Here is a 21,935-nt window from a genome sequence, read left to right as displayed (position 1 = left end):
CACGGGCTCCGTCCGCTCGGCTCCTTAGCGGGCGCGCGGCAAGGTAAACCGCAAGGTCCTCGCTCCCCACGGGGGGCGAGGACGGTCAGGGCGAAGGTCGTATCCGTCGCCATCGGTACCCCCAGCTCTCTCTGCTCCCGACACCGACACCGGCGGGGGCACGGGACGGCGGGAGCGGCCATACCGCACAACGGCGGCAAACGCGGCGGCTCCGCCGCAGCCCACCGCCGGCCCTTTCCTGAGCAGGCTGTGCGACGGCCCGGGGCTCGTCGCACGCGCACCGTGATGGCGTTCCTTGGTCAATGGGGGGATTGACGCGCGCGATCCACGGATGATACTTGTCGTGTCAATGATTTGCTTGACGCTCGTCAAGCGCCTGTCGTCATCACTTGCGTCCTGCCCGCACGGGTCGGCAGCACATCGGCAGCACAGCCTCTGCCGGGCCGCCCGTCAGGCGGCCCAAGCTCACCGGGGCTCGCCGCGCGAACAGTCGTGGCGCCGACCCGTCACCATCGTCTTTTGACTAGGAACCATCGTGTACATAGCCGCTGTCATCCTCAGTGCTCTGCTCGCTCTCGTCTTCCTCGCCGCAGGCGCGCCCAAGGTGCAACTCAAGGGCGCTGTGCCGGACGGCCTCATCGAGAAGGGGCTCAGCTCCGGTCTGGTCCGATTCGTCGGCCTCGCGGAGGCGGCCGCGGCCGTCGGACTGATCGTCGGCATCTGGTGGCAGCCGCTGGGCATCGCGGCTGCGATCGGCATGGTGGTGGTGCTCATCGGCGCGATCAACTTCCACGCCAGGAGGGGCGAGTACGGCGACAGCGCGACCCGCAATGCCGCGGTTGCCCCCATCGTGTTGCTGCTCATGGTCGTGGCCACCGCCATCACGCTGGCCGCGTCACTGTAGGAGCGGGCCGCTTCGCCGGAATGTCCGCGCCGGCGAAACCCCACCACACACCGGTTCAATGGCTCCGCCGAGGCTTCCCCGTCGCGGCGGAGCCACTGGGTGCAGCTAGGCGTTCGAGGTCGCGCTGCGCGGGGGCGGGAGCAGTCCCCGGAGGACGAGACTCGAGAGCGTGTCGGCCATGTCGTTCCTGTCCCGTAGGGCCACCGGCGCGGCGCCAGGGTTCAGCCGCTCGGCGATCGGGTCCTGTGCCAGGGCCAGTGCGGGAGCGGTGACGGCGAAGTACAGGATGTGCGTCGGCACACGGGGAATGCGGCCGGCCGCCACGAGACGGTCGACGGTCGGTTCGATGCTGTCCCAGAACGGCTTGATGAATCGCTGGTGGAGGTAGTCGAGGCGGTCGGAGTCGCGGGTGGACTCATCGCTGAGCAGCCGGTTCATGCCCGACGCGTTCGCGGCCACGCGGTAGAGCGCGATGACGACCCTCCTCAGGCGTTCGTCGTCGTCGCGGCTCTCCGCAAGCAGTCGGTCGAGCGCGGGCTGGGTGTCCCGCAGCCCGAAGTCCACGACGGCGCGCCAGAAGTTCCACTTCGACCCGTAGCGTTCATTGATGAAGTTGTGACTGACCTCGAGCCGCCGGGCCAGTTCCCGCATGGTGGTCGCGGCATATCCGAGCTCGGCGAAGGCGACCAGGCCCCGCCGGAGGATCTCGCTCTCGTCCATGCGGACCGGGGCGTACTTCCCGCGCGCCGTCGCCTTCGCGTCCTGTGCTGGTTGTCCGTCCGTCACTGCGGCATCTCTCCGTCCGTGCCCTGCGGCCTCATCTTGATCGCGCTCCTGCCGAGCGTCGAAGGTCTCATTTCCTGAGGTGCGCCGCCGGGCCGGCCGTGCACCCCCGGTCCGCCGTTGTCCGGCATGCGACCCGAGGGGCATCGGCAATTGCCGCCCTCCTCCGTCGCAGGTCGCGAGGCTTTTCACCGTGAGCCTTTCACACCGTCCGCAGCCCGGGCGTGGGTGTGCGTATCCGATCGACCTACATGCTTGACGGCCGTCAAGCAGCGGCGCATGCTTGACACGTCAAGTACATCGGTGTCATCAGGCACCGACTACTACGTCTTTCAGGAGTGCTCCGTGTTCTTCAGTAAGACCCGTGAGGCCGCATCCACCCCCGGCTCCACCTTCGTGTCCGCACGACGCAGGAAGGTGATCGGCACCGCGGCCGGCGTGGCCGCCGTCGCGATGGCCGCCGTGGCCGTACCCGCCGCGGCGCAGAGCCAGGGGTCGCACACCGTCTCGTCCAGTCACGCGCGCCACCACTACCTGTCGCCCCTTCAGGTCACCTCGGCCTACTACGCCAGCTACAACGGCGACCTGGCCGCCGGATTCGACCGCTACATCTCCAAGGACCTGGTCCTCCACGGGTTCAACGGCCCGGAGAACCGCGAGGACTGGATCAAGGGCGATCTGAACATCAAGGCGGGGCTGACCGGCTTCAAGATGACCGTCCTGGACCAGATCGTCGAGGGCGACAAGGTCGTCACACGCTGGAGCTTCGCGGGCCGCCACACCGGGACGATCTTCGGCATCCCGGCCTCCGGCCGCGAGGTCCAGCTCAGCGGGATCTCCATCGACCGCGTCATACACGGCCAGTCCGTGGAGCACTGGTCGGAGGGGAACTTCGGCGTGTTCCTCGACGAGCTCCGCGGCGAGACGCCTCCCGGGACTGCTCACCCCAGCACCAAGTAAGCCGGCGCCGGCCTTCGCGCAGGGATCCGCCAAGGGCTGATGACTGACGCGCCCCGGGCGTGCCGTGCACACGGTGCGCCCGGGGACCGGCTGCAGGCACGGGGGCGCAGGGCTATTCGCACCATCGATTCGGCAGGAGAACGTTCCATGGCATCCCTTCTTGAGGGCAAGGTCGTACTGATCACCGGCACCGGCGTAGGTATGGGCCGCGTCGCGGCGCAGGTGTTCGCCAGAGAAGGCGCGAGGGTCGTCGGAGGCGACATCCGCGCCGACGCCAACGAGGAGACCGTCGGGCTCGTGCGCCGCGCGGGCGGTGAGATGACCGGCATCGCACCGGTCGACCTCACCGACCCCGACCAGGTGCGGCACCTGGTCGAGGACGCCGCGGCGGCCTACGGCGGACTCGACGTCGTCTACAACAACGCCGCATCCATGCGCTTCGGCCCCATGCCGGACTTCGCCGTCGAGGACTGGCGCGCGACCATCACCGGCGAACTCGACATCCCCTTCTACGTCTCGAAGTTCGCCTGGCCCCACCTGATGCGCCGTGGCGGCGGCGTCATCATCAACGTCGCGTCCATGGCCGGCATGATCGCCGGCCACAACCCCCCGATGGTCGGGCACACCGCGGCGAACGCCGGCGTCATCGGCATGACGCGGCAGATGGCCCTCGAAGGCGCCTCGCACGGGATCCGCGCGGTGGCGATCAGCCCCGGCCCCGTCCTGACCCCCGCCAGCGACCGCGACCTCGGCGAAAACCAGGTGATGCGGGACGCGATCACCAGCAAGACGCTGCTCAAGCGCTTCGCCAAGCCCGAGGAGATCGTGGAACTCGCCGCCTTCCTCGCTTCCGACCGCGCCTCGTACATCACCGGAACCAACTACGCCGTCGACGGCGGTGCCAGCGCCTGGTGACACAGCACGCCCGGTCCCACCCCCGTCTTCACGGGGTGGGACCGGGGCCGCCCTTGACTCGTCACGCTGCGCCGTGGCCCTTGCCACGCCGGCGTGCGTTCTCGGTGAGCGGCCCACTTCCTGTGGATCTGGGGGCAGCGGTAGCGCCCGAAGTCCGCCGAGGTCCAGGAGCTCGTTTTCGAAGCCGTGGGCGGTAACTGCGTCGAAGCCGCTGACTAGTGCTGTGACCGGAAAGGTTCACCGGGTCGCGGCGCTGGCTGCGGCCCGGGTCCGTAGCCTGGCCGGATGCCCGATGACATCCTCGCCCTGTGGCCCCTCGCGCCTGCCTCCGAGACCGACTGGCTCGCCGAGCTCGCCCAGGACGACGGCCTCACCGGCTACGAGGCACCCGGGCGGCCCGACGCCGCCTGGGTGCTCGGCGGCATGTACGAGCGCGGGAAATCCGCGGGCGATTCGGTCAACGACAGCCAGAGCAGGGACGAGCACCCCGGCCCGGGGTGGGAGCGGCTGCGCTGGGCGGAGCTGGCCGCCCGCATCGGTGATCCGGTCGTTCCACAGGGCCTATACCCCTGCTTTCGCTGCTTCCCCTCCACGAAAGCGGCGGACATCCGGCCCGGCTCCATCGAATGGCCTGCCGAGGGCAGTCTCGATAGGCCGACATGGGACCAACTGATCCGGTTCCTCGCCGCGCACAGCCTCCAAAGAGCGGACACCGCCTGCCTGGCGTACTACAACCCGCTCGTCACGCAGGACTTCGAGAAGGGGCATGTCCGCTCCGGCCGCCTGGGCGATGCCCCATCCCTCTTCGACAACCCGAACATCCTGTACACCCCATCCAACCTGTGGGCCACAGACCGCTCCTGGGTCGTCTGCACCGACTACGACCTGTGGGGCCCAAGGTCTGCGGCCCCCGCCCGCTTGTCGAGGCGCTACTCGGGGACCTCGAGATCGAAGCCATTCGCCTGCCCTGGACCAGCTAGTGACGTGCCGTGCGCCGCGACACGGTGAACCTTTCCGGTCACGGCACTAGTGTTGAGATTTCAGTCGTCGGCTGGCAGGTCTCGCCATTTCGGATCGTCCAGATCCTTGAGAGCCTGCTCCGACAGCCGGGCGAGTCCTGCACCACGCCCTCGGGCGAAGCATGCGTGAGCGTCGCACCGGGCGTGCTCCTTGGCGGCAGCCCGAGCGGCATCCTCGCTGTCGTACCGCGTCACGCTGCGCCGCTCGTAGCCATCCTGTGAGTCGGCGGAAGCCTGTCCGGCTTCAAGGGCCTTGCAACCCTCCCAGCCGTGGTACTTGTCACCCTGGTCGCTCACCCAGAAATCTGGCATGCCGGCGAGTCTGCCACAGCGGACTTCGTGCCCGCAGTTCGCATCGAGGGGCGATCTGACAACGGCAGCCGTGCCCGTTGCGTGTTCGGTCCGACGGCGACGCAGCGGGGACTCATGGGTAACAGCGGCACCGATCGGGTTTCGACCCAGGTGAGCGAGTTGCCAGGTCTGCCGTTATCTGCATAGGGCGTCTTCCGAACTGGTGCGGCGTGGCCGTTAGAATCGACCCATGACGTCACATCAGGCGGATGCCGCGTAGATCCCCGCGCAAGCTCAGGGCCACTTCGCTCCATGGGCAATATGACGGTGGGGTGAGCACGCTGCTCATCAGCACGTGCCCCGGGCAGCCAGTGTGTTCCGCCGTTCACACGTACCTCTTCGTCGATGGCCTCGACGTGGTCGCGCGCAGCGACAGCAGAATGGCCGGCCCCGATCCAAGGCGGCTGCTCCGCCCAGGCGGACCGCTCTATCCGACGGGTGGGGGACGCGTTTTCACGGCTGCGGAACGGGTGGTGAACGTCGTACCGGCATATCTCGGCCGGTAAGGAAAGGGGACCGACGCGCGAGCCCGACATGCGAGGTACTTTCATCGCATCCTGATAAATTCGCGGCCAGTGGTCGGCGTGACGTCGACTGCTCCGTCCGGGTTTGGAGCGGCGGCCGGTCCACGACACGTGAGTTTTTCCGGTCGGCTCCGTGAACCAGCACGCAGTTCGTGCGACGAAGGGACACGCGATGCCATCCGTCCGTCAAGCCACCATCGACCTGCTCAGGCAGCACGGGCTGACGACGTGGTTCGGTAACCCCGGTTCCTCCGAGCTGACTCTGCTGGAGGACTTCCCGAGCGACTTTCGCTACGTGCTGGGATTGCAGGAAATGGTGCCCGTCGGCATGGCCGACGGATTCGCCCAGGTCACGCGACGCCCCGCATTCGTCAACGTGCACACGGCACCCGGCCTCGGCAACGCCATGGGCGCCCTGTACAACGCGCATTTGAACAAGACTCCATTGATCGTGACCGCGGGAAACCAGCGCCGTGTCATGCAGAATCAGAAAGCACTCCTGACGAATGAAGATGCAGTGCTGCTTCCGCGTCCTTTCGTCAAGTGGTCGGCTGAGCCGGCCACCGCGAGTGAGGTGCCCGCGGTCCTGGCACACGCCATTCACGTCGCGCTGGCGCCACCGACCGGACCGGTGTTCGTCTCCCTGCCCATGGACGACATGGCCTATGAGCTGACCGCTTCCGAGGCAGCCGAGGTCGCAGTGATCCGGGACCGTGCGGTGACCTATGCCGGAGGGTTCCCCGGACGGCTGGCGAAGGAGATCGGCGATCAGATCTCGTCCGCGCACTCTCCCGTATTCGTCGTGGGCGGCGACGTGGAGCACGCCGGAGCGCGGGAAGCCGTCGTGAAACTGGCGGAGCGGAGCAAGGCCGCGGTCTGGACCGCGCCCCTACCGGGCCTTTCCGGCTTCCCGGAGGCCCACCCCCTCTACCAGGGCCTTCTCCCGCCCGGTGCGGGCTGGATCTCGACGGCGCTGAAGGGCCACGACCTCATCGTCGTACTCGGCGGCCCGGTCTTCCGCTACTACCCGCACATCCCCGGCCCCTATCTCCCCGAGGGCGCGACGCTCATCCACATCACCGGCGACCCGGACGAGGCCGCCCGCGCACCTGTCGGCAACGCGTACGTGGCGGACCTCCGGGCAGCGGTGGAGGCACTCCTCGACGAAGTCGTCGACACACCCCGCGACGCGCCCGCCCGGCGCTCTGACGTGCCGTCCCCGGACCGGGTCGAAGCCCCGATGCAGCCATCGCAGCTCTGGACGGCCATCGGCCGCGCCGCCCCAGCCGACGCGCTCTTCGTGACCGAGGCAGGTTCGAACGAGGTGCCCATCGCGAACTTCGTACGACCCAGCGCCCCGCTTTCCCACATCTCCGCCGTCGGCGGAGGGCTGGGATTCGGACTGCCCGCGGCCGTCGGCGCCCAACTCGCCTCCCCGGACCGTCCCGTGGTCGCCCTCATGGGCGACGGATCGATGCACTACGCCATCACCGCCCTGTGGAGCGCAGCCCGGTACAGGGTCCCGCTGACGATCGTCGTCGCCTCCAACCAGGAGTACGGCATCCTCAAGCAGTTCGGCGACATCGAGAACACCGCCGGCGTCCCCGGTCTCGACCTGCCCGGCCTGGACATCACCGCCACCGCCGCGAGCTACGGCATCGATGCCCACGACGCCGACAACTCCGATGACGCTGCCGAGATGCTCCGGGCGGGAGTCAAGGACCGCGACCGCCCCACTCTCATCAACGTTTCCACCACGCCGGTCCACGAGGCGGCGCCCCGCCGCTCCTGACCGGTCGGGACCCACCGTCGCCGGTGGAACCGCGCGCCCGCAGGGCACGCTCCACCAGAACCTGAGCCACCGCGCTGAGGAGCCGTCGCCCGCAGGCCGGACTCAAGCCGTCAGTCGCCCAGCACCTGCGGACCGACCGCTTCCCCTACGTCGTCCCCGTATGACCGTCCTTTCGTCCTGGACAACAGGGCGCCGCACTACCGCGAGGCGTTTTCGACGGGGCCGGCCGTGGCGGTGTACGGGCGCTGCACGCCGACGGCCGCCGCGGGGCTGCGAGCGGTCGTGCTCGGAGCCCAAGCGGCGGCCGCCCGGCGGCCCCCTTGCGTCCTTTGTCGTCGGTGGCGACAGGCGGCTTGATGGCGGCCCGCTCGGTGGCTGTCCGGCCGTGCTCGCGGCAGTCGCCGACATTGGCCAGGACCCCGCCGCCGATGTGGCGGCGGGGTCCGTCGGCGGCGAGGTGCGGTACCTGCGGGGCCGGCGCAGCGCGGTCGGCACGGGGGCTGCCGCCGAGTTGGAGCGGTGTTGCCTCCTGCTCGTGACGGCAGCCGGCCTGTCAGTAGTTCTTCGTCCGGCCCTCGGCGTAGAAGGCGCCGCCGTCCTCGATGCCGTATGCGTACGAGGTGACGTTGGCGTCGTTCACCATCGCCGTGTAACACGTGCCGCTGCTGCTGGTGACGTGACACGTGTAAGTGCGTCCGTCACTGTTGCGGATGATCTGAGCGATCCCGCCGACATTGTCCCCAGGGGCTGCGATCGTGCCGTGCTCGATACGGGCCCAGGTCGTACGGCACGACGGGCTGTAGTAGAGGTCGATGATGGCGCCGGAATTGTAGGAGCCCGCATAGAGGTAGCTGGAGGCGACGATCCGCCGGTCGTTCCAGCAGCTGGTGCTGCTGGCCGTCTGACCGTCATAGGCTGCGGCATGAGCAGTGGGACTCATCACGATGGGCACCACGCCGGCGACCGCCGCCACGACAGAGGCAATGCGGACCGTACGCCAGATGCGCGCGATCGTGCTCTTCATCTCCGACCTCCTGGTTGAGGAACTGCTGTCGTTGCCGGAGGGGACAGTACAGTCGCCGGCTTCCATCCGAAAGAGCCCCGTACCAGGGGGAGTTCAGCGATTTCCAGCCACGGAACAGGGCTAAGGGGTAGGTTCGCCGCCCGGGTCTGGTGCAAGACCTCGTCTCGGTGGGACCCGACGATTCTCGGGGACCGCATCGGCCGCGGCGCGTAGGTGGGAGTGGTCATGCACTGCGCGCAAGGCACTTGCTTCTGACGTGGCATCGGGTTGCCGGATAGCCGGAGCAACACGCGACCGGTCCCGCAGGGTCGCTCTGGCCGGGGGAGGGGAGAGACTCCGGGCCCTGGCGGCGGCGTCACGTGTCCTGAAAGATGGGTCGCGTTTCTCCCCCCGAGTTGGTGCTGCTCACGTCCCGGGGCGAACTGCGGGACTACGCCGCCGCCAGCGACCTGCAGCCCCTGGTCGACCTCGCCGACCACCTGGGGTGGGGGCCCGGCGTGTTTCGGGCCCTGACTCCACCTTGAGGTCCTGGTTCCGGGCGGGGGTTCAGGCTGAGGAGCGCTGCGTCCAGTCCGGGTCCAGGCGGTCGGCCAGACCCGCGGCGGTGAAGGCGGCCTCCAGGTCCTCGCGGCCCTCGGTGAAGTGGGCCCAGCTGTCGTGGTGGGCCGGGACGACACGGCGGGCGTCGAGGATCCGGGCGGCCTCGGCGGCCTGCGCGCTGTCCAGGACGATCAGGTTGCCGTCGAAGAGCGCGGGAAAACGAGGTGCGCCGGCGAACAGGATGGCGGTGTCCACCGGGGCGAAGCGCTCGGCGATCTCCTTGACGGCGTCGAGGGAGGCGTTGTCGCCGCTGACGTAGACCGTCGGAAGGCCCTCTCCGGTCAGGACGAAGCCCACGACCTGGCCGGTGAAGGGCTCGACCTCCTCGCGCGGGCCGGGGCCGTGGATGGCGGGAACACCGGTGACGGTGACGGTGCCGCCGCCCGGGCGCTCCAGCTTGACCGTCTCCCAGTCGGCCAGGCCCTTGGCCTTCTGCCCGAGGCGCTCGCCGCCGCTGGGGGTGGTCAGGGTCAGGGGGACGTCGGTGAGCAGGGCACGGCCGGAGGTGTCGAGATTGTCGGGGTGCTCGTCGTGGGAGAGCAGGACCACGTCGATGGGGTCGAGATCGGCGGGGGTGCCGCTGGAGGGGGCGGTCTTGGTCAGGACCGGGCGGCCGGGCCGGCCGTAGTCGCCGGGGCCGTCGAACGTCGGGTCGGTCAAGAACCGCAGGCCGCCGTACTCGAACAAGGCGGTCGGGCCGCCGTACGTGCGGACCGGGAACTGATCGGCATGGCGATGGGACATCACGTCTCCCTCGTTCTCACGAAAAAAATCTGTGTTTAACGTGACACCAGGCTAAGCAGGCATCACGGAAAAATGCAATCGCTACCATGAGAGGCATGGACGACACCCTGGCCACCGACACAGCGCAGACGGCTCTGCCCCCAGCTCCAGGTGCCGACCAGTACCGCTCCCTGGACTTCGCCGACACCGCCGCGACCCTTCCCGCCGCGGCCAGAGCTACGACCTGCTCGCCACCCCCGGATCCGCCATGCACTGGCTCGCCACCCACGACCTGACCGCCCCGGACGTGCAGCTGTACGAGGTGTGCGCACAGCGGATGCGCACGCTCCGCGCCCACGTACGCGCCCTGTTCGCCGCCCGCGTCGACAGCACCACCCCACCCGAGGACTCCCTGCGCGCGGTGAACGAGGCACTCACGGCTGTACCCACCGCACCCCTCCTCGCCTGGGACAGGGCCCAGGGACTGCGCCGCGTCCAGGCACACCCCACCGACTGGGCCGTCAACCACGCACTGGCGACCCTCGCCACCGACGCCGCCGACCTGCTCACCGGTCCCGACGCCGGCATCCTCGCCGCCTGCGGCTCCGCCCCCTGCGACCGGTTCCTCATGCGCACCCACGGCCGGCGCCACTGGTGCTCCACCCGCTGCGGCGACCGCGCCCGCGCCGCCCGTGCCTACGCCCGGCGCAGCGGCGCCTCGGACTGACGCGCGGCCCGAGGCCCCCCTCCGCTCGCCGCCGGCGCCGCCATCGGATCCACGGCCTGCACCGGCCCCTTGGGCTCCGCCCCCTCGCTGCCGGTCAACTTCGCCACGAGCAGCCGAGACAGGGCTGCGGCGTACTCGTCATGCGACTCCCGGATCTCGACAGCTCGGCGTGCTAGAGCCTGTTTCAGAAGTGGATCAAGGTTGCGGTAATCCCGTGCGGCGGGGGCCGGCCGGCCTGCATACTCCACACCGTGACGATCGACCAACACGACTCCGGTCCGACCCTGACCACGGGTGAGCGCGATACTGAGCTGAGCGAGCGGTTGGACAGGGAGCTGACGGCCTTCAACACGGCCGCCACCGGCGCAGGCGACTACGGCTCGTTCTCGGTCAAGGTGGCCGACGGTGCGGGCGATCTGGTGGGCGGGCTCGCCGCATGGACGTGGGGCGGTCTATGTGGCATCTCGATGCTGTGGGTCCGTGAGGACCACCGGAAAGACGGATGGGGCAGCAAGATCCTGCTGGCAGCCGAAGAGGAGGCGCGAAGGCGCGGCTGCGACCGCGTCGCGGTCTCGTCGTTCACGTTCCAGGCGCCTGGCTTCTACCAGCGCCACGGTTATGTCGAGACTGGCCAAACCCTGGGCATTCCCGGCGGGAACGCGGACGTGCACATGTTCAAGTCGCTAACCGAGTGAGCATCCTCGTGCTTGCCGTAGCCGTGTTGGTCACAGCCACTCGTTGATGGCCGCGATCAGCACCGTGGCCTCGTAGCGGACGGCGAGCTTGTCGTACCTTGTGGCCACCGCGCGGTGGCGCTTGAGGCGGTTGATCCCGCACTCCACCGCGTGGCGCTCCTTGTAGTCGTCCTTGTCGAACGTCGGCGGCCGGCCGCCGTGGGAGCCGCGCTTCTTGCGGTTGGCGATCTGGTCGCGCTTCTCCGGGATCGTGCAGCCGATCTTGCGCTTGCGCAGGTAGGAACGGTTCGCGCGCGAGCCGTACGCCTTGTCGGCGCGGACTTTGTCCGGCCGGGTACGCGGCCGTCCCGGGCCGAGCCGGGGCACCCGGATGCGGCCGAGGACGACCTGGAACTGAGGGGAGTCCCCGCGCTGCCCGGCCGTGATAACGAGCGACATCGGCTTCTGAGCCTGCTCAACCGCCAGGTGAATCTTGGTGGTCAGCCCACCGCGTGAGCGTCCCAGCCCGTGGTCGGCTGGCTCGGTGAAGACGCCTCTGGGCGACTCGACCCGCAGCTCCCGGCGCTGATCCTCTTCTACTCCGGCTTCAAGTCCCGTTCACCACATTCCTCTACACCGGCTTCCTGCGCGCGCTGCCCCGCGACTTCGAGGACGCGGCCCTCATCGACGGCTGCACACCGGCACAGAGCTTCCGCCACGTGGTGCTGCCCATGCTCAAGCCGATCACCGTGACCGCGCTGGTCCTCAACGCCGTCGCGGTCTGGAACGACTTCTTCACCCCGCTGCTGTACCTCAGCGGCAGCACCCAGCAGACCCTGCCCGTGGCGATCGCCGGATTCGTCGGCCAGTACGTCACCGACTGGAACCTCGTCTTCGCCGCGCTCGCGATCAGCATCGTGCCCATCCTGGCCGTCTACTTCGCGCTGCAACGCAGCATCATCAGCGGCTTCGCCGGAGGACTGAGGGGATGACCCGCACCGTGAACTCCTCGCTCCTCACCCCCTACGCGCTGCAGACAGAGCAGCGCACCGAACCCCTCGGCATCGGGGAGCGGCACCCGAGGCTGTCCTGGAGACTCGGCAGCGACCGCCGTGGCGCGGCCCAGGGCGCCACCCCGCGGCGCGGTGCGCGATCGTAGCGGAACCAGAGCAGTGCGACGTAGAGGGTGAACGCGCCGAGCAGGAGCCACAGGTCAAGGTCCGCGCCGGCCGCGGTGCAGGACGGTCAGCCCGCCCCGGACGGCACCGCGGGCATGGAGTCACCTCGGGTATGTCGAGGGCGACCGGCGAATTCCTGACGGCTCAACCATCCGCCGCCCGAAACCGAACAATCGGCCCGATGCAGCACGCCACGACGGGAGGCGGGCGCCGGGGGAGGGTTGAAATCGATGGAGGGACAGCCCACTGTCAGGGCCGCGCAGGCGTGGAGCGAACGGGGCGGCAGTACCTCGTCGGGCGCGTTCAGGGGGTTTCGGGGCTGCCGGCTCGAGGTGGGCGGCACGGTGTTCCGCGGCGGCTTCGGCGTCGGTCAGGCTGACCACGGCGGTACGGTCCAGGCCGTGCCGCCGGGTGAAGTCCTCGGTGCCGAATCGGATCGCCGCGGCGATCGCCGCCTGGGCGGTCCCTTCGCCGGGACGGGGTGCTCGCCGGAACTCCCCCTGCACCGAGAGGATTTCATCAGCGAGGGCATCGACAAGTCGGCCCGGACCACGCCGGTGCCGGCAAGCGGCCCCGCCCTCTTGCGCAGAGGCGGCTCGGCCGCATCGTGGCCGCCCGCGACCAGGTCGGACCAGCCGGGAGAGCTCGCATGGGCGTAGCGGGGGAGCTCGGTCACCCATCCGGAGGGCTCGGCCAGTCCGGCCCGCAAGGCGAGCGGACCGAGGGTCGCCGTGGTGGCGACAGAGCCACGGGCGCCAGTGATCCACAATCCGGTCGGCATGAGCGCTCCTGTCAGGGATGACGATGGTGCGTGGAACCGCTGACTCGGTGGCGAAGCGTCATGAGCGTGCGGCAGAGCGTCATCTCTGTCAAGACGCTATCCAACATTTCGTGATTTGAATTCGCCATCAGCAGCGATCTTTTGACGGTTCGCCAAAAAGTTGGCGGTGACTCCGTCCAAACCTCTGGACACCGCTGGGGACCGCGGTTAGCGTTCCAGCCGACCGACGCGATGTTGCGTCGATGTAACGCCAGTGCGGCCTTGCAACCCATCCCGCCTGCCGGGGCCGTATGTGACGCGTCCTCACCGCCGATGAGAAGCCGATGTCCCGCCCGCCGCGAGCAGCGGCTTTCCGTCGAGACAGATGTCCCGCACTCCGCAGCACCCCGCCGTGGCGGGGGTTCCCGGCCGCGGCATGTCGCCGTGGCCGTAACCGCAGCAGAAGGGAAGCTCCATGAAGATTCGTTCATACCTCGTTGCAGCCTCGTTGGTGGCCTCGGGAGGGCTGTTCGCGATCGCGGCGCCCGCCCAGGCGGCGCTGACGACCACCTGTGTGGGAGAGGGCGGAGCCGTCACCGTGAACGGCGCCCTCGTGGTGCCGGCCGGCGCGTCGTGCACGCTGACCGGTACGAAGGTCAAGGGCGCGGTGACGATCGAGGCCGGCGCCGACCTCGTGGCGAAGGACGTCACCTTCAGCAGCACTGTCGCCGTCGGGGACAACGCCTACCTGGACATCACCGACAGCACCGTCAAGGGCGCGGTGACCGAGCAGGGCGCCTTCGGCGTGCATGTGCAGAACACCGCGGCCAGCGGCGGGATCTCGGCCGTCGGCGGCTTCCTGTACAGCGTCGACGCGACGGTCAAGGGAGACGTCAGAGCCTCCTCGGGCGAACTGTACATCTCGGGCACCACCGTCTCCGGCGCCGTCTCCGGCGACGCGAACCTCTACACCGATGTATACGACACCACTGTCGACAAGACGCTCACCGTGAACGCCAACACGCTCGGTGGTGTCCTGTGCGCCAGCGAGGTCGAGGGCGACACGGTGTACAAGAACAATTCCGACACCCTCCAGCTCGGCGGCGACGGCCCGCTCAGCTCCTGCGCTCAGGCCACCTACCTCGGTGGCGACCTCACGGTCATCGGCAACAACGCGAACGCGGTCCTGGACAACACCATCGTCCGCGGCAAGCTCACCGCCAGCGACAACAGCCCCGCCCTCCAGGTGGGCGACCTGGCTCGGATTCGCGGCGGCATCGCCGCGACGACCACCGCCCCCTCGGCGTCGCTCGCCCGGGCCGCCAAGGCGGCCCCGCAGGACCGCGGCGCCGACCTCGCCGCGAAGGTGGCGACGCGTACCGCGCAGGCGGAGGCCGAAGCGGCCGCCGTGGGCACCGGTCTGTGATCCCAGCCCGTCCACGGGCGTAATGCGCTCCACGCCGTCAGCACCTCACACCCCACTCTTCTTCGCCCCATCCACCAAGGAGTGACCGTGGGCCACCTGGACAAATCCTTCGACCGCAGGGACTTCCTGCGGGCCACCGCGGGCACCACCGTGGCGGTCGCCGCCGCCTCGATCGTCGGCGCCGCGACGGCGCCGTCCGCCTCCGCTGCGACCAGCATCCTGTCCATCCCGAAGGACCGCATCTCCCTGCAGCTCTACAGCGTCCGTGACAAGGTCAGCTCGCTCGGATTCCGGGTCGTCCTGGAAGAGATGGCACGCATCGGCTACAAGGAGATCGAGTTCGCGGGCTACACCCAGAACACCTCGATCCTCGGCCGGCAGATCACGATCCCGGAGATCCGGCAGCTGCTCGACGACAACGGTCTGAAGGCGATCGGCAGCCACGTCGGCATCGGGGACTTCCGCTCCAACCTCCAAGGCCAGCTCGACGCGGCGGAGATCCTGGGTATGCCGCACGTCGGCACCGCCAACGCACCGTCGAACAGCAACACGGTCGCGGGCTACCTCGCCGCCGCGGACGAGTTCAACGCCTGGGGGCAGGCGGCGGCCGCCCGCGGTCTGAAGTTGTACCAGCACAACCACGCCGGCGAGTTCGCCTTCGCCTCCGACCAGCCGTCGGTCCGGCTGTACGACGTCTTCCTGCGCAACACCGACCCGCGCTACGTCTACTTGGAGCTGGACGTGTACTGGGCCTACGTGGGCCAGCACCGCTGGCCGGGCTTCGACCCCGCGGCCTACGTGCGCAACCAGCCCTACCGGTACCCGCTGTTCCACATGAAGGACGGCTCCGCCAGCTCGGGAGCGGACGGCTACTCCATCGTCGAGTTCGGCGCCGGCGTCCTGCCGTACCAGCAGTTCATCCGGGACATCGGAGCCCGTGGCAGCCACATCGGCATCTGGGAGCAGGACACCGCGCCCAACACCCAGCCCAACCCGCCGGGTTCGTTCGGCGCCGCACAGCGCAGCTTCACCGCCCTGAAGCAGCTGCTGGCCTGACCGCAGTCACCCCATCGGGCACAGCCCGCCGTTTGCGTACCGCTGCCACGGCGCAACCGGCGGGCCGGCCCGGCTGCGCACCTCCTGACCCGCACAGACCAAGGAGACGCATCACTGTGTACCGTACCCTGAGAGGCCTCATGGCCGGGGTGCTCCTGGCGTCGCTGCCCATGCTGGGCGGTCTCGCCTTAGCACCGGCTGCGCAGGCGCACCCGGACGACGCTCACGCGAGCGCGGCCGCCGACTCCGCCGTGGACTGGTCGAACTACGAGAAGGTCACGCTCAGCAAGACCACCGGAGAGCCGATCGACCTCGCCGTGCTGCCCGATCTGCGCGTCCTGCACACCGCCCGCAACGGTGATCTCCGGATGACCGACCCCGGCACCGGAATCACCAAGGTCGTGAACCACCTCGACGTCTACCAGAACTCAGAGATGGGTCTGCAGACCGTCACCCTCGACCCGGACTTCGCCACCAACCACTGGGTCTACCTCTACTACTCGCCGCCGCTGAGCACTCCCACCGGTTCGGCCCCCGAGCGGCTGCCGTCCGGGCAGACCGACGCCTACTGGAAGCAGTGGGAGGGCTACGACGCCCTGACCCGCTTCAAGTGGACGGGGGACAAGCTCGACCTGTCCACCGGCCAGGAGATCATCCGCGTCACCACCAACCGCGGTCAGTGCTGCCACGTCGCCGGCGACGTCGACTTCGACGCGCAGGGCAACCTCTACCTGGCCACCGGCGGCAACACCCCCGCGTCGGGCCCCAACGTCAACGGGTACAACCCGATCAACGACGCGGCCACCTACAACCCCGGCCTCGACGAGCGCCGCGGTTCGGGCAACACCAACGACCTGCGCGGCAAGATCCTGCGTATCCACGTGCAGGAGGACGGGTCCTACACCATCCCGTCGGGCAACCTGTTCCCCGTCGGTACGGACAAGACCCGTCCCGAGATCTTCGTGATGGGCCTGCGCAACCCCTACCGGATGGCGGTGGACAAGGTCACGGGCGCGGTGACGTGGGGCGACTACGGCCCCGACGCCGGTAACGCCGACGCCAACCGCGGCCCGATGGGCTACGTCGAGTGGGACACCACCAGCACGGCCATGAACAGCGGCTGGCCGTTCTGCACCGGTGACAACACCCGTCCCTACCGGGACTTCGACTTCGCCACCCTCACTCCCGGCCCCGCCTTCGACTGCGCGGCGCCGGTCAACGACTCCCGCTGGAACACCGGCCTCACCGAGCTGCCCCCGGCGCGGGCGGCCACCTTGTGGTACGGCGACCGCGACACCGACCAGCCCTGGCCGGAACTGACCGCCTTCCGCGGTCCCGGCGGCCCCGGCGGCCAGGCCCCGATGGGCGGCCCGGTCTACCACTACGATGCCTCGAACCCCGCTCCGGGCAAGTTCCCCGCCTACTGGGACGGCAAGGCCTTCCTCGGGGAGTTCTCCCAGGACTACGTCGCCGCCCTGACCCTGGCGGGCCCGGACGGACCGGTCACCAAGCTGGAGAACTTCCTGCCCAACAGCGAACGTGCCGGCAACGGCATCCCGCCGTGGGACAACCCGATGGACCTGGAGTTCGGCCCCGACGGCGCGCTCTACGTCCTCGACTACGGTGACGGCTTCTTCCGGCAGAACCCCGACGCGGGCCTCTACCGGATCGACTACGCGGAGGGCAACAAGGCCCCCACCGCGGTGATCAGCGCCAGTCCCTCCTCGGGTCAGGCGCCGCTGACCGTCTCCTTCAGCGCCACGGGTTCCAGCGACCCGGAAGGCAGCGCCCTCACCTACCAGTGGGACCTCGACGGCAACGGCACGTTCGAGACCACCGGCCCGACGGCCAGCCGCACGTATCCCGACAACGGGCAGCTCCAGGCCCGCCTCAAGGTCACCGACCCCGAGGGCAAGACCGGTCTGACCAGCAAGCAGATCACCGTGGGCAACACCGCTCCGACGGTCGCGTTCACCTCCCCGCCGAACGGTGGCTTCTTCACCTGGGGCGACGTGGTGCCGTACGCCACCCGGATCGACGATCCGGAGGACGGCACCAACGTCGACTGCACCAAGGCCGCCTGGACCCTCGGCCTCGGCCACAACCAGCACGGCCACCCGGTCACCAGCGGGACGGGCTGCTCGGGGGCGATCACCACCCCGGCCGACGCGGGCCACGGTGACACCGAGAACGTCTTCGGTGTCCTCGGTATCACCTACACCGACCGGGGTGCCGGTTCCGTGCCACCTGCGACCAGCGACGCGCAGGTCGTCCTCAACCCCGCCCTCATGCAGGGCGAGCACTACGACTCGTCCCAGGGCGTCGTGATCACCGATGACGCCACCGCGTCCGGACAGCGCAAGCTGACCGCCTTCGACAACGGCGACTGGATCGGCTACGACCCGGTGTCCTTCGCCGGCATCACCGGGGTGCAGACCCGTGCCACCGGCGCCGGAACCCTGTCGCTGCGCTGGGGCACACCCAGGTCCGACCCGTTCGCCACGATCACCGTCCCCGCGGGTGACGGCTGGCAGACGATCAACACGGCGCTGAGCGCGGCTCCCTCCGGCAGCGGGCAGCTCTACGTCACGTCCTCCGGCGGCGTCGAAGTGGACTCCTTCACCTTCCAGGGGTCCGGTATCGCCGACAGGACCCCGCCGTCGGTGACGGCCACCCTCAACCCGGCGCAGCCCACCGGCAGCAACGGCTGGTACACCGGCAACGTGTCGCTGACCGTCAGCGCCACCGACAACGGGGCCGTCAGGAGCCGGGAGTACTCGCTCAACGGCGGAACGACCTGGCTGAGCGCCAACAGCGCGGTCACCCTCTCCACGGAGGGGATGAGTTCCATCCGGTACCGGGCGACGGACACGGCCAACAACATCTCCGCGGTGGGCACCATCGCCGTTCGGATCGACCGGACCGGACCCGAGGTAACCGTCACCGGCGTGACGGCTGACACCGCCTACGGGGACTCCCAGCGCCCGACGCCGGTGGTCACGGTCACGGACGCCGTCTCCGGAGGGCCGACCGCGACCGCGCTGCTGGACGGTGCGGCCGTCACCCCGGGGCAGCCACTGCTGCTGTGGCGGTTGCCGCTGGGTGGCCACGACCTGGTGGTCACGGGCCGTGACGCGGCGGGCAACACCACGACGCGCACGGTGCACTTCACCACCCGCACCTCCTTCGACGAGTTGGACACCCTGATCACCCAACTGCGTGCGGAGAACCGGCTGACCGAGCAGGGTCAGCAGCGGCTGACGGTCCGGCTCGGCCAGGCCCGGGCGCACGCTGACGCAGGGCGCACCAACCAGGCAGCCGCGGTCCTGGACCAGGTCGCGCAACTGGCCGCGGACACCCGACTGGTGACCGACGCGACCGCGCGGACCGCCCTCGCCCGCGATGCCCTCGCCGTGAAGGGAGGCTTGGCCGGCTGATGCGGAGGGTGCTGCCCGGCCGTCACGGCGGGCAGCACCCTGCCGGCGGCTCAAGGGCTCACCGGCGGCCGTCGCGGGACGGCGGCCGCCCCGCCCTTGAGTCTGTCCATGTGCCCGGCAGTCCCGGACCGGGATTCCGGTCGGGTAACTTGCCGATGCACCAGTGCTTTCCTCGTTTCGAATTTAACTTTCGGCGATCTGTGTGAAAGCCGTTGACGCTTATGACGTAACGCCCCTAACGTTTTGTCACACATTCGGCCGATAGCCAGGAAGTGACCCTGTGAGCATCCAGTACCGCGTGCTGAGCCTGTTGCGCGACCTCGGGCCGTTGTCGCGCGCGCAGCTGTCCGACCAGCTGGAAGTGGCGAGGCCGAGGCTGCTGGCTGAACTCGACCGCTTGATCGCCGCAGGCACGGTGCTCGAGGCGGGGCCGGCCACCTCACGAGGCGGCCGCCCTTCCACTCTTGTCCAACTCGATCCCGAAATCCGGTTCGCGGCGGTGGACCTCGGGGCCAGCTCGATAGACATCGAGATCACCGACGGAGGGCTGGAACCGATTGCCTCCTATGCCGAGGCCGCCGATATCCGCAAAGGTCCGCGTGCAGTCCTGGACCGGGTCAACGAACTCCTGCACAAAATGGGGGACCAGGCCGGGTGCGCGCGGTTCAACTCCATAGGAATCGGGCTGCCGGGGCCGGTCAGCTTCAAGGAGGGGATCTCGGTCTCCCCGCCGATCATGCCGGGTTGGGACCGCTTCCCCGTCCGGGACACCCTCACCCGTGCGCACGGCTGCCCGGTCGTGGTGGACAACGACGTGAACGTGATGGCCCTCGGCGAGCGGTACGGGGGGGTCGCCAAGGCCGTCGACAACCTGCTGTTCGTGAAGATCGGCAGCGGAATAGGCTGCGGTGTGCAGGTCCACGGCCAGATCTACCGCGGGTCGGAGGGGTCCGCGGGCGACATCGGCCACATCCAGGTCGAAGCTGAGGGACCGGTCTGCTCGTGCGGCAAAACCGGCTGCCTGGAGGCGTTCTTCGGCGGTGTGGCCCTGGCCCGGGAGGCCACCGACGCCGCCCGTTCGGGGAAGTCGCCGGCGCTGGCCGAACGCCTCGCCGCGGAGGGCACCCTCACCGCTGTGGACGTGGGGGAGTGCGCTGCCGGCGGAGACGTCACGTGCGTCAACCTGATCCGGGACGGCGGCCACCGGGTGGGGCAGGTCCTCGCCACGCTGGTCAGCTTCATCAACCCGTCGATGATCGTGATCGGCGGCGGCGTCTCCGGGCTCGGCCATCTGCTGCTCGCCGAGATCCGCAGCGTCGTGTACAGGGGCTCGCTACCGCTTGCCACCGGGAACCTGCAGATCGTGCTGTCGGAACTCGGCCCGCGCGCCGGAGTGACCGGCGCGGCACTGCTGGCCAGCGAACTCGACTACGGGAGACATCTATGACGGGCAGGACGATTTTGCCGGCCGCCCCGTCCCCGATACCCAACCTCAGCGGTGCGGTCACATCTTCCCTGGCGTGCGGGTGAGTCCACGCTGAGGGGGTTCCGCCGGCCCGGGGGCACACCGTCCACCCAGTGGCTCGGTGAGCAGAGGGTTGAAGCTCACCCACTTGCCGTTGCCGCTGCGCAGTTGTTCGTTGCCTTCGCGCCGCGCCCCTGGCGACAGGTGCCGTCTCCTCAACTGGGCTTCGCCACAGCCATGTCGCTTCCGTGTAGCCCACCGATTTCGGAACGGCGCTGCCAAAGCCTGCTACCCGGCCGGTGACCTCGTGACCGGGGATGAACGGGAGGCCCACGAGGCAATCGCTCCGGCACATGCCCGTCGCCGCCACCTTCAGCAAGATCTCTTCGGCGCGGGATCGGGCACGGGAACCTCTTCGATGCGAAGGGGTTCTTTGTATCCGTGCATCCGAGCTGCTCGCATCTCATAGGGGTGCCTCGCTTTCGCCGGCAAGCGGCGGTGCGGGCCGGTGCGGCGTGAGGGTGTCGGATGCCTCATCGGTCACCGCGGCCGCGGCTCCGCCGGGGAAACCACCAGGGTCCTTGGTACGCCGCTGCCACGCATCCGCAGAACGCAGCGCACTGTGTGACGCGACCCCCGCTGCGGCTGGGCACGCCGTCATCCGGGCGACGTCCGGCGTTGACCGGGCCTCCTCCTCGGGCACCTGCCGTACTACGCCGCTATCGGCGGGGCCCGACTGCCAGGTACGGCAGTCGGCAGGTAAATGCCGTTTCGGCGCTGACGAGCCCAGATGCCCGCGCCGTGCTCGGAAGGACGGGCTGCTCCGCAGTAGCCGCCGACATGTACGGCACGGTGTGACCAGAATTGCTGCCGGGAATCGCGGGTCCTAGCGTTGAGACAAGGCCATCGCAACGATCGGCCCCATTACGGGGAGAAGCTGAATGCGAGGGAAGTTTCGTGATCAGACCCTATGGTCCCTATGATTTCCTGCCGCCGATCAGCACCTTCTCGCTGACCTCGGAGTCGGTCGCCAACGGTGAGCCACTGGCGCTCGAGCAGGTGAGCGGCATCCTGGGAGCGGGCGGATCCGACGTCTCACCACAGCTGAGTTGGTCCGGGTTTCCCGAGGAGACGCGCAGTTTCACGGTCGCGATGTTCGACCCCGACGTGCCCACCGCCTCGGGCTTCTGGCACTGGGCCGTGGCGAACCTTCCCGCCTCCGTGACCGACCTGCCGGCCGGAGCGGGAGACGGAAGTGACCTGCCCGGCGGTGCGGTGACGCTGTCCAACGACGCCGGTTACCGAAGGTACCTCGGTCCCGCACCTCCTCCAGGCAACGGGCCGGACCGGTATTTCCTGGTGGTGCACGCCGCTGGCGTCGACATGCTGGAGGTGTCCGAGACGACGACACCTGCCCGCATGGACTTCCTCCTGTTCACCCACGCCATCGCGCGGGCAACCCTGTACGGCACCTTCGAACGATGAGTGCCTGGGGCTGATCAGGTCGCTTGATGTGCGTGGTGGTCCTGGTGTGCGGTTGACAGCCGTGGTGCGGCCGACTGCTGGGCGCTCCGGTTGGCGAGCGGTTTCAGGCGTCCTGCGAGGCCTGGTCTTCTG

General features: G+C 69.1%; 17 protein-coding genes and 2 pseudogenes. 14 read left to right on the top strand and 5 right to left on the bottom strand.

Annotation, left to right across the window (positions count from 1 at the left end; genetic code table 11):
• Positions 1-535: 535 nt before the first annotated feature.
• Positions 536-904, top strand: a complete 369-nt coding sequence (locus tag RV983_RS01690; protein ID WP_475983951.1) for a DoxX family protein — start codon at positions 536-538, stop codon at positions 902-904.
• A gap of 105 nt (positions 905-1,009) precedes the next feature.
• On the opposite strand, the gene RV983_RS01685 is transcribed toward RV983_RS01690, so the two are convergent.
• Positions 1,010-1,690: a TetR/AcrR family transcriptional regulator gene (locus tag RV983_RS01685; RefSeq protein WP_475983950.1), complete on the bottom strand. Its 681-nt coding sequence runs from the start codon at positions 1,688-1,690 to the stop codon at positions 1,010-1,012.
• A gap of 342 nt (positions 1,691-2,032) precedes the next feature.
• On the opposite strand from RV983_RS01685, the gene RV983_RS01680 reads away from it, so the two are divergent.
• From RV983_RS01680 to RV983_RS01670, 3 genes are all read left to right on the top strand, one after another.
• Complete coding sequence (locus RV983_RS01680) at positions 2,033-2,647, top strand: ester cyclase (protein WP_475983949.1); 615 nt, start codon at positions 2,033-2,035, stop codon at positions 2,645-2,647.
• 147 nt (positions 2,648-2,794) lie between these two features.
• Positions 2,795-3,562, top strand: a complete 768-nt coding sequence (locus tag RV983_RS01675; protein ID WP_475983948.1) for an SDR family NAD(P)-dependent oxidoreductase — start codon at positions 2,795-2,797, stop codon at positions 3,560-3,562.
• Positions 3,563-3,847: 285 nt separating this feature from the next.
• Positions 3,848-4,570 carry a hypothetical protein gene (locus RV983_RS01670; RefSeq protein WP_475983947.1) on the top strand — a complete coding sequence of 241 codons (723 nt, stop codon included), beginning with the start codon at positions 3,848-3,850 and terminating at the stop codon, positions 4,568-4,570.
• Positions 4,571-4,602: 32 nt separating this feature from the next.
• Here RV983_RS01670 and RV983_RS01665 read toward each other — a convergent pair whose 3' ends face one another.
• On the bottom strand, positions 4,603-4,893 hold the full coding sequence (locus tag RV983_RS01665; protein WP_475983946.1) for a hypothetical protein: 291 nt from the start codon (positions 4,891-4,893) through the stop codon (positions 4,603-4,605).
• Between the two features lie 735 nt (positions 4,894-5,628).
• On the opposite strand from RV983_RS01665, the gene mdlC reads away from it, so the two are divergent.
• On the top strand, positions 5,629-7,248 hold the full coding sequence (gene mdlC / locus RV983_RS01660; RefSeq protein WP_475983945.1) for a benzoylformate decarboxylase: 1,620 nt from the start codon (positions 5,629-5,631) through the stop codon (positions 7,246-7,248).
• 553 nt (positions 7,249-7,801) lie between these two features.
• On the opposite strand, the gene RV983_RS01655 is transcribed toward mdlC, so the two are convergent.
• Positions 7,802-8,272, bottom strand: coding sequence for a DUF2690 domain-containing protein (locus tag RV983_RS01655; protein WP_475983944.1), 471 nt, complete (start codon positions 8,270-8,272; stop codon positions 7,802-7,804).
• A 546-nt stretch (positions 8,273-8,818) separates the two neighbouring features.
• Positions 8,819-9,616 carry an MBL fold metallo-hydrolase gene (locus tag RV983_RS01650; RefSeq protein WP_475983943.1) on the bottom strand — a complete coding sequence of 266 codons (798 nt, stop codon included), beginning with the start codon at positions 9,614-9,616 and terminating at the stop codon, positions 8,819-8,821.
• 95 nt (positions 9,617-9,711) lie between these two features.
• Between RV983_RS01650 and RV983_RS01645 the strand changes: the two are divergent.
• Positions 9,712-10,322 (top strand): annotated as a pseudogene (locus RV983_RS01645) (ABATE domain-containing protein).
• Between the two features lie 251 nt (positions 10,323-10,573).
• Positions 10,574-11,017 (top strand): GNAT family N-acetyltransferase, encoded by a 444-nt coding sequence (locus RV983_RS01640; protein ID WP_475983942.1) that lies wholly within the window; start codon positions 10,574-10,576, stop codon positions 11,015-11,017.
• Positions 11,018-11,047: 30 nt separating this feature from the next.
• Here RV983_RS01640 and RV983_RS01635 read toward each other — a convergent pair.
• Positions 11,048-11,530 (bottom strand): annotated as a pseudogene (locus RV983_RS01635) (IS5 family transposase); the annotation flags it as partial.
• 110 nt (positions 11,531-11,640) lie between these two features.
• On the opposite strand from RV983_RS01635, the gene RV983_RS01630 reads away from it, so the two are divergent.
• The 7 genes from RV983_RS01630 to RV983_RS01600 all read left to right on the top strand — a co-directional run bounded on the left by RV983_RS01630 (position 11,641) and on the right by RV983_RS01600 (position 21,803).
• Entirely contained in the window at positions 11,641-11,988 is a 348-nt protein-coding gene (locus RV983_RS01630) for a carbohydrate ABC transporter permease (RefSeq protein WP_475990194.1), read from the top strand.
• Positions 11,985-12,155 (top strand): glycoside hydrolase family 78 protein, encoded by a 171-nt coding sequence (locus tag RV983_RS01625; RefSeq protein ID WP_475983941.1) that lies wholly within the window; start codon positions 11,985-11,987, stop codon positions 12,153-12,155. The genes RV983_RS01630 and RV983_RS01625 overlap by 4 nt, the downstream gene beginning before the upstream one ends.
• A 1,254-nt stretch (positions 12,156-13,409) precedes the next feature.
• The gene (locus RV983_RS01620) at positions 13,410-14,360 is read left to right on the top strand and encodes a hypothetical protein (protein ID WP_475983940.1); all 951 of its coding nucleotides are present in this window, start codon (positions 13,410-13,412) and stop codon (positions 14,358-14,360) included.
• A gap of 87 nt (positions 14,361-14,447) precedes the next feature.
• Positions 14,448-15,416 carry a sugar phosphate isomerase/epimerase family protein gene (locus RV983_RS01615; RefSeq protein ID WP_475983939.1) on the top strand — a complete coding sequence of 323 codons (969 nt, stop codon included), beginning with the start codon at positions 14,448-14,450 and terminating at the stop codon, positions 15,414-15,416.
• Between the two features lie 140 nt (positions 15,417-15,556).
• A complete protein-coding gene (locus RV983_RS01610; RefSeq protein ID WP_475983938.1) occupies positions 15,557-18,853 on the top strand; it encodes a PQQ-dependent sugar dehydrogenase in 3,297 nt (1,098 codons plus the stop codon).
• A gap of 280 nt (positions 18,854-19,133) precedes the next feature.
• The gene (locus RV983_RS01605) at positions 19,134-20,300 is read left to right on the top strand and encodes an ROK family transcriptional regulator (RefSeq protein ID WP_475983937.1); all 1,167 of its coding nucleotides are present in this window, start codon (positions 19,134-19,136) and stop codon (positions 20,298-20,300) included.
• A gap of 975 nt (positions 20,301-21,275) precedes the next feature.
• Positions 21,276-21,803 (top strand): YbhB/YbcL family Raf kinase inhibitor-like protein, encoded by a 528-nt coding sequence (locus tag RV983_RS01600; RefSeq protein WP_475983936.1) that lies wholly within the window; start codon positions 21,276-21,278, stop codon positions 21,801-21,803.
• Positions 21,804-21,935 lie beyond the last annotated feature (132 nt).

It is taken from the genome of Streptomyces sp. RLA123, assembly GCF_056270165.1.
The sequence above is the reverse complement of the archived record's forward strand: the minus strand, read 5'-3'. Positions and strand labels throughout refer to the sequence as shown.

Coding starts and splice junctions, on each gene's coding strand:
- RV983_RS01675 (WP_475983948.1), top strand. CDS start 2,795: ATGGCATCCCTTCTTGAGGGCAAGGTCGTACTGATCACCGGCACCGGC.
- RV983_RS01670 (WP_475983947.1), top strand. CDS start 3,848: ATGCCCGATGACATCCTCGCCCTGTGGCCCCTCGCGCCTGCCTCCGAG.
- RV983_RS01665 (WP_475983946.1), bottom strand. CDS start 4,893: ATGCCAGATTTCTGGGTGAGCGACCAGGGTGACAAGTACCACGGCTGG.
- mdlC (WP_475983945.1), top strand. CDS start 5,629: ATGCCATCCGTCCGTCAAGCCACCATCGACCTGCTCAGGCAGCACGGG.
- RV983_RS01655 (WP_475983944.1), bottom strand. CDS start 8,272: ATGAAGAGCACGATCGCGCGCATCTGGCGTACGGTCCGCATTGCCTCT.
- RV983_RS01650 (WP_475983943.1), bottom strand. CDS start 9,616: ATGTCCCATCGCCATGCCGATCAGTTCCCGGTCCGCACGTACGGCGGC.
- RV983_RS01625 (WP_475983941.1), top strand. CDS start 11,985: ATGACCCGCACCGTGAACTCCTCGCTCCTCACCCCCTACGCGCTGCAG.
- RV983_RS01620 (WP_475983940.1), top strand. CDS start 13,410: ATGAAGATTCGTTCATACCTCGTTGCAGCCTCGTTGGTGGCCTCGGGA.
- RV983_RS01610 (WP_475983938.1), top strand. CDS start 15,557: ATGGCCGGGGTGCTCCTGGCGTCGCTGCCCATGCTGGGCGGTCTCGCC.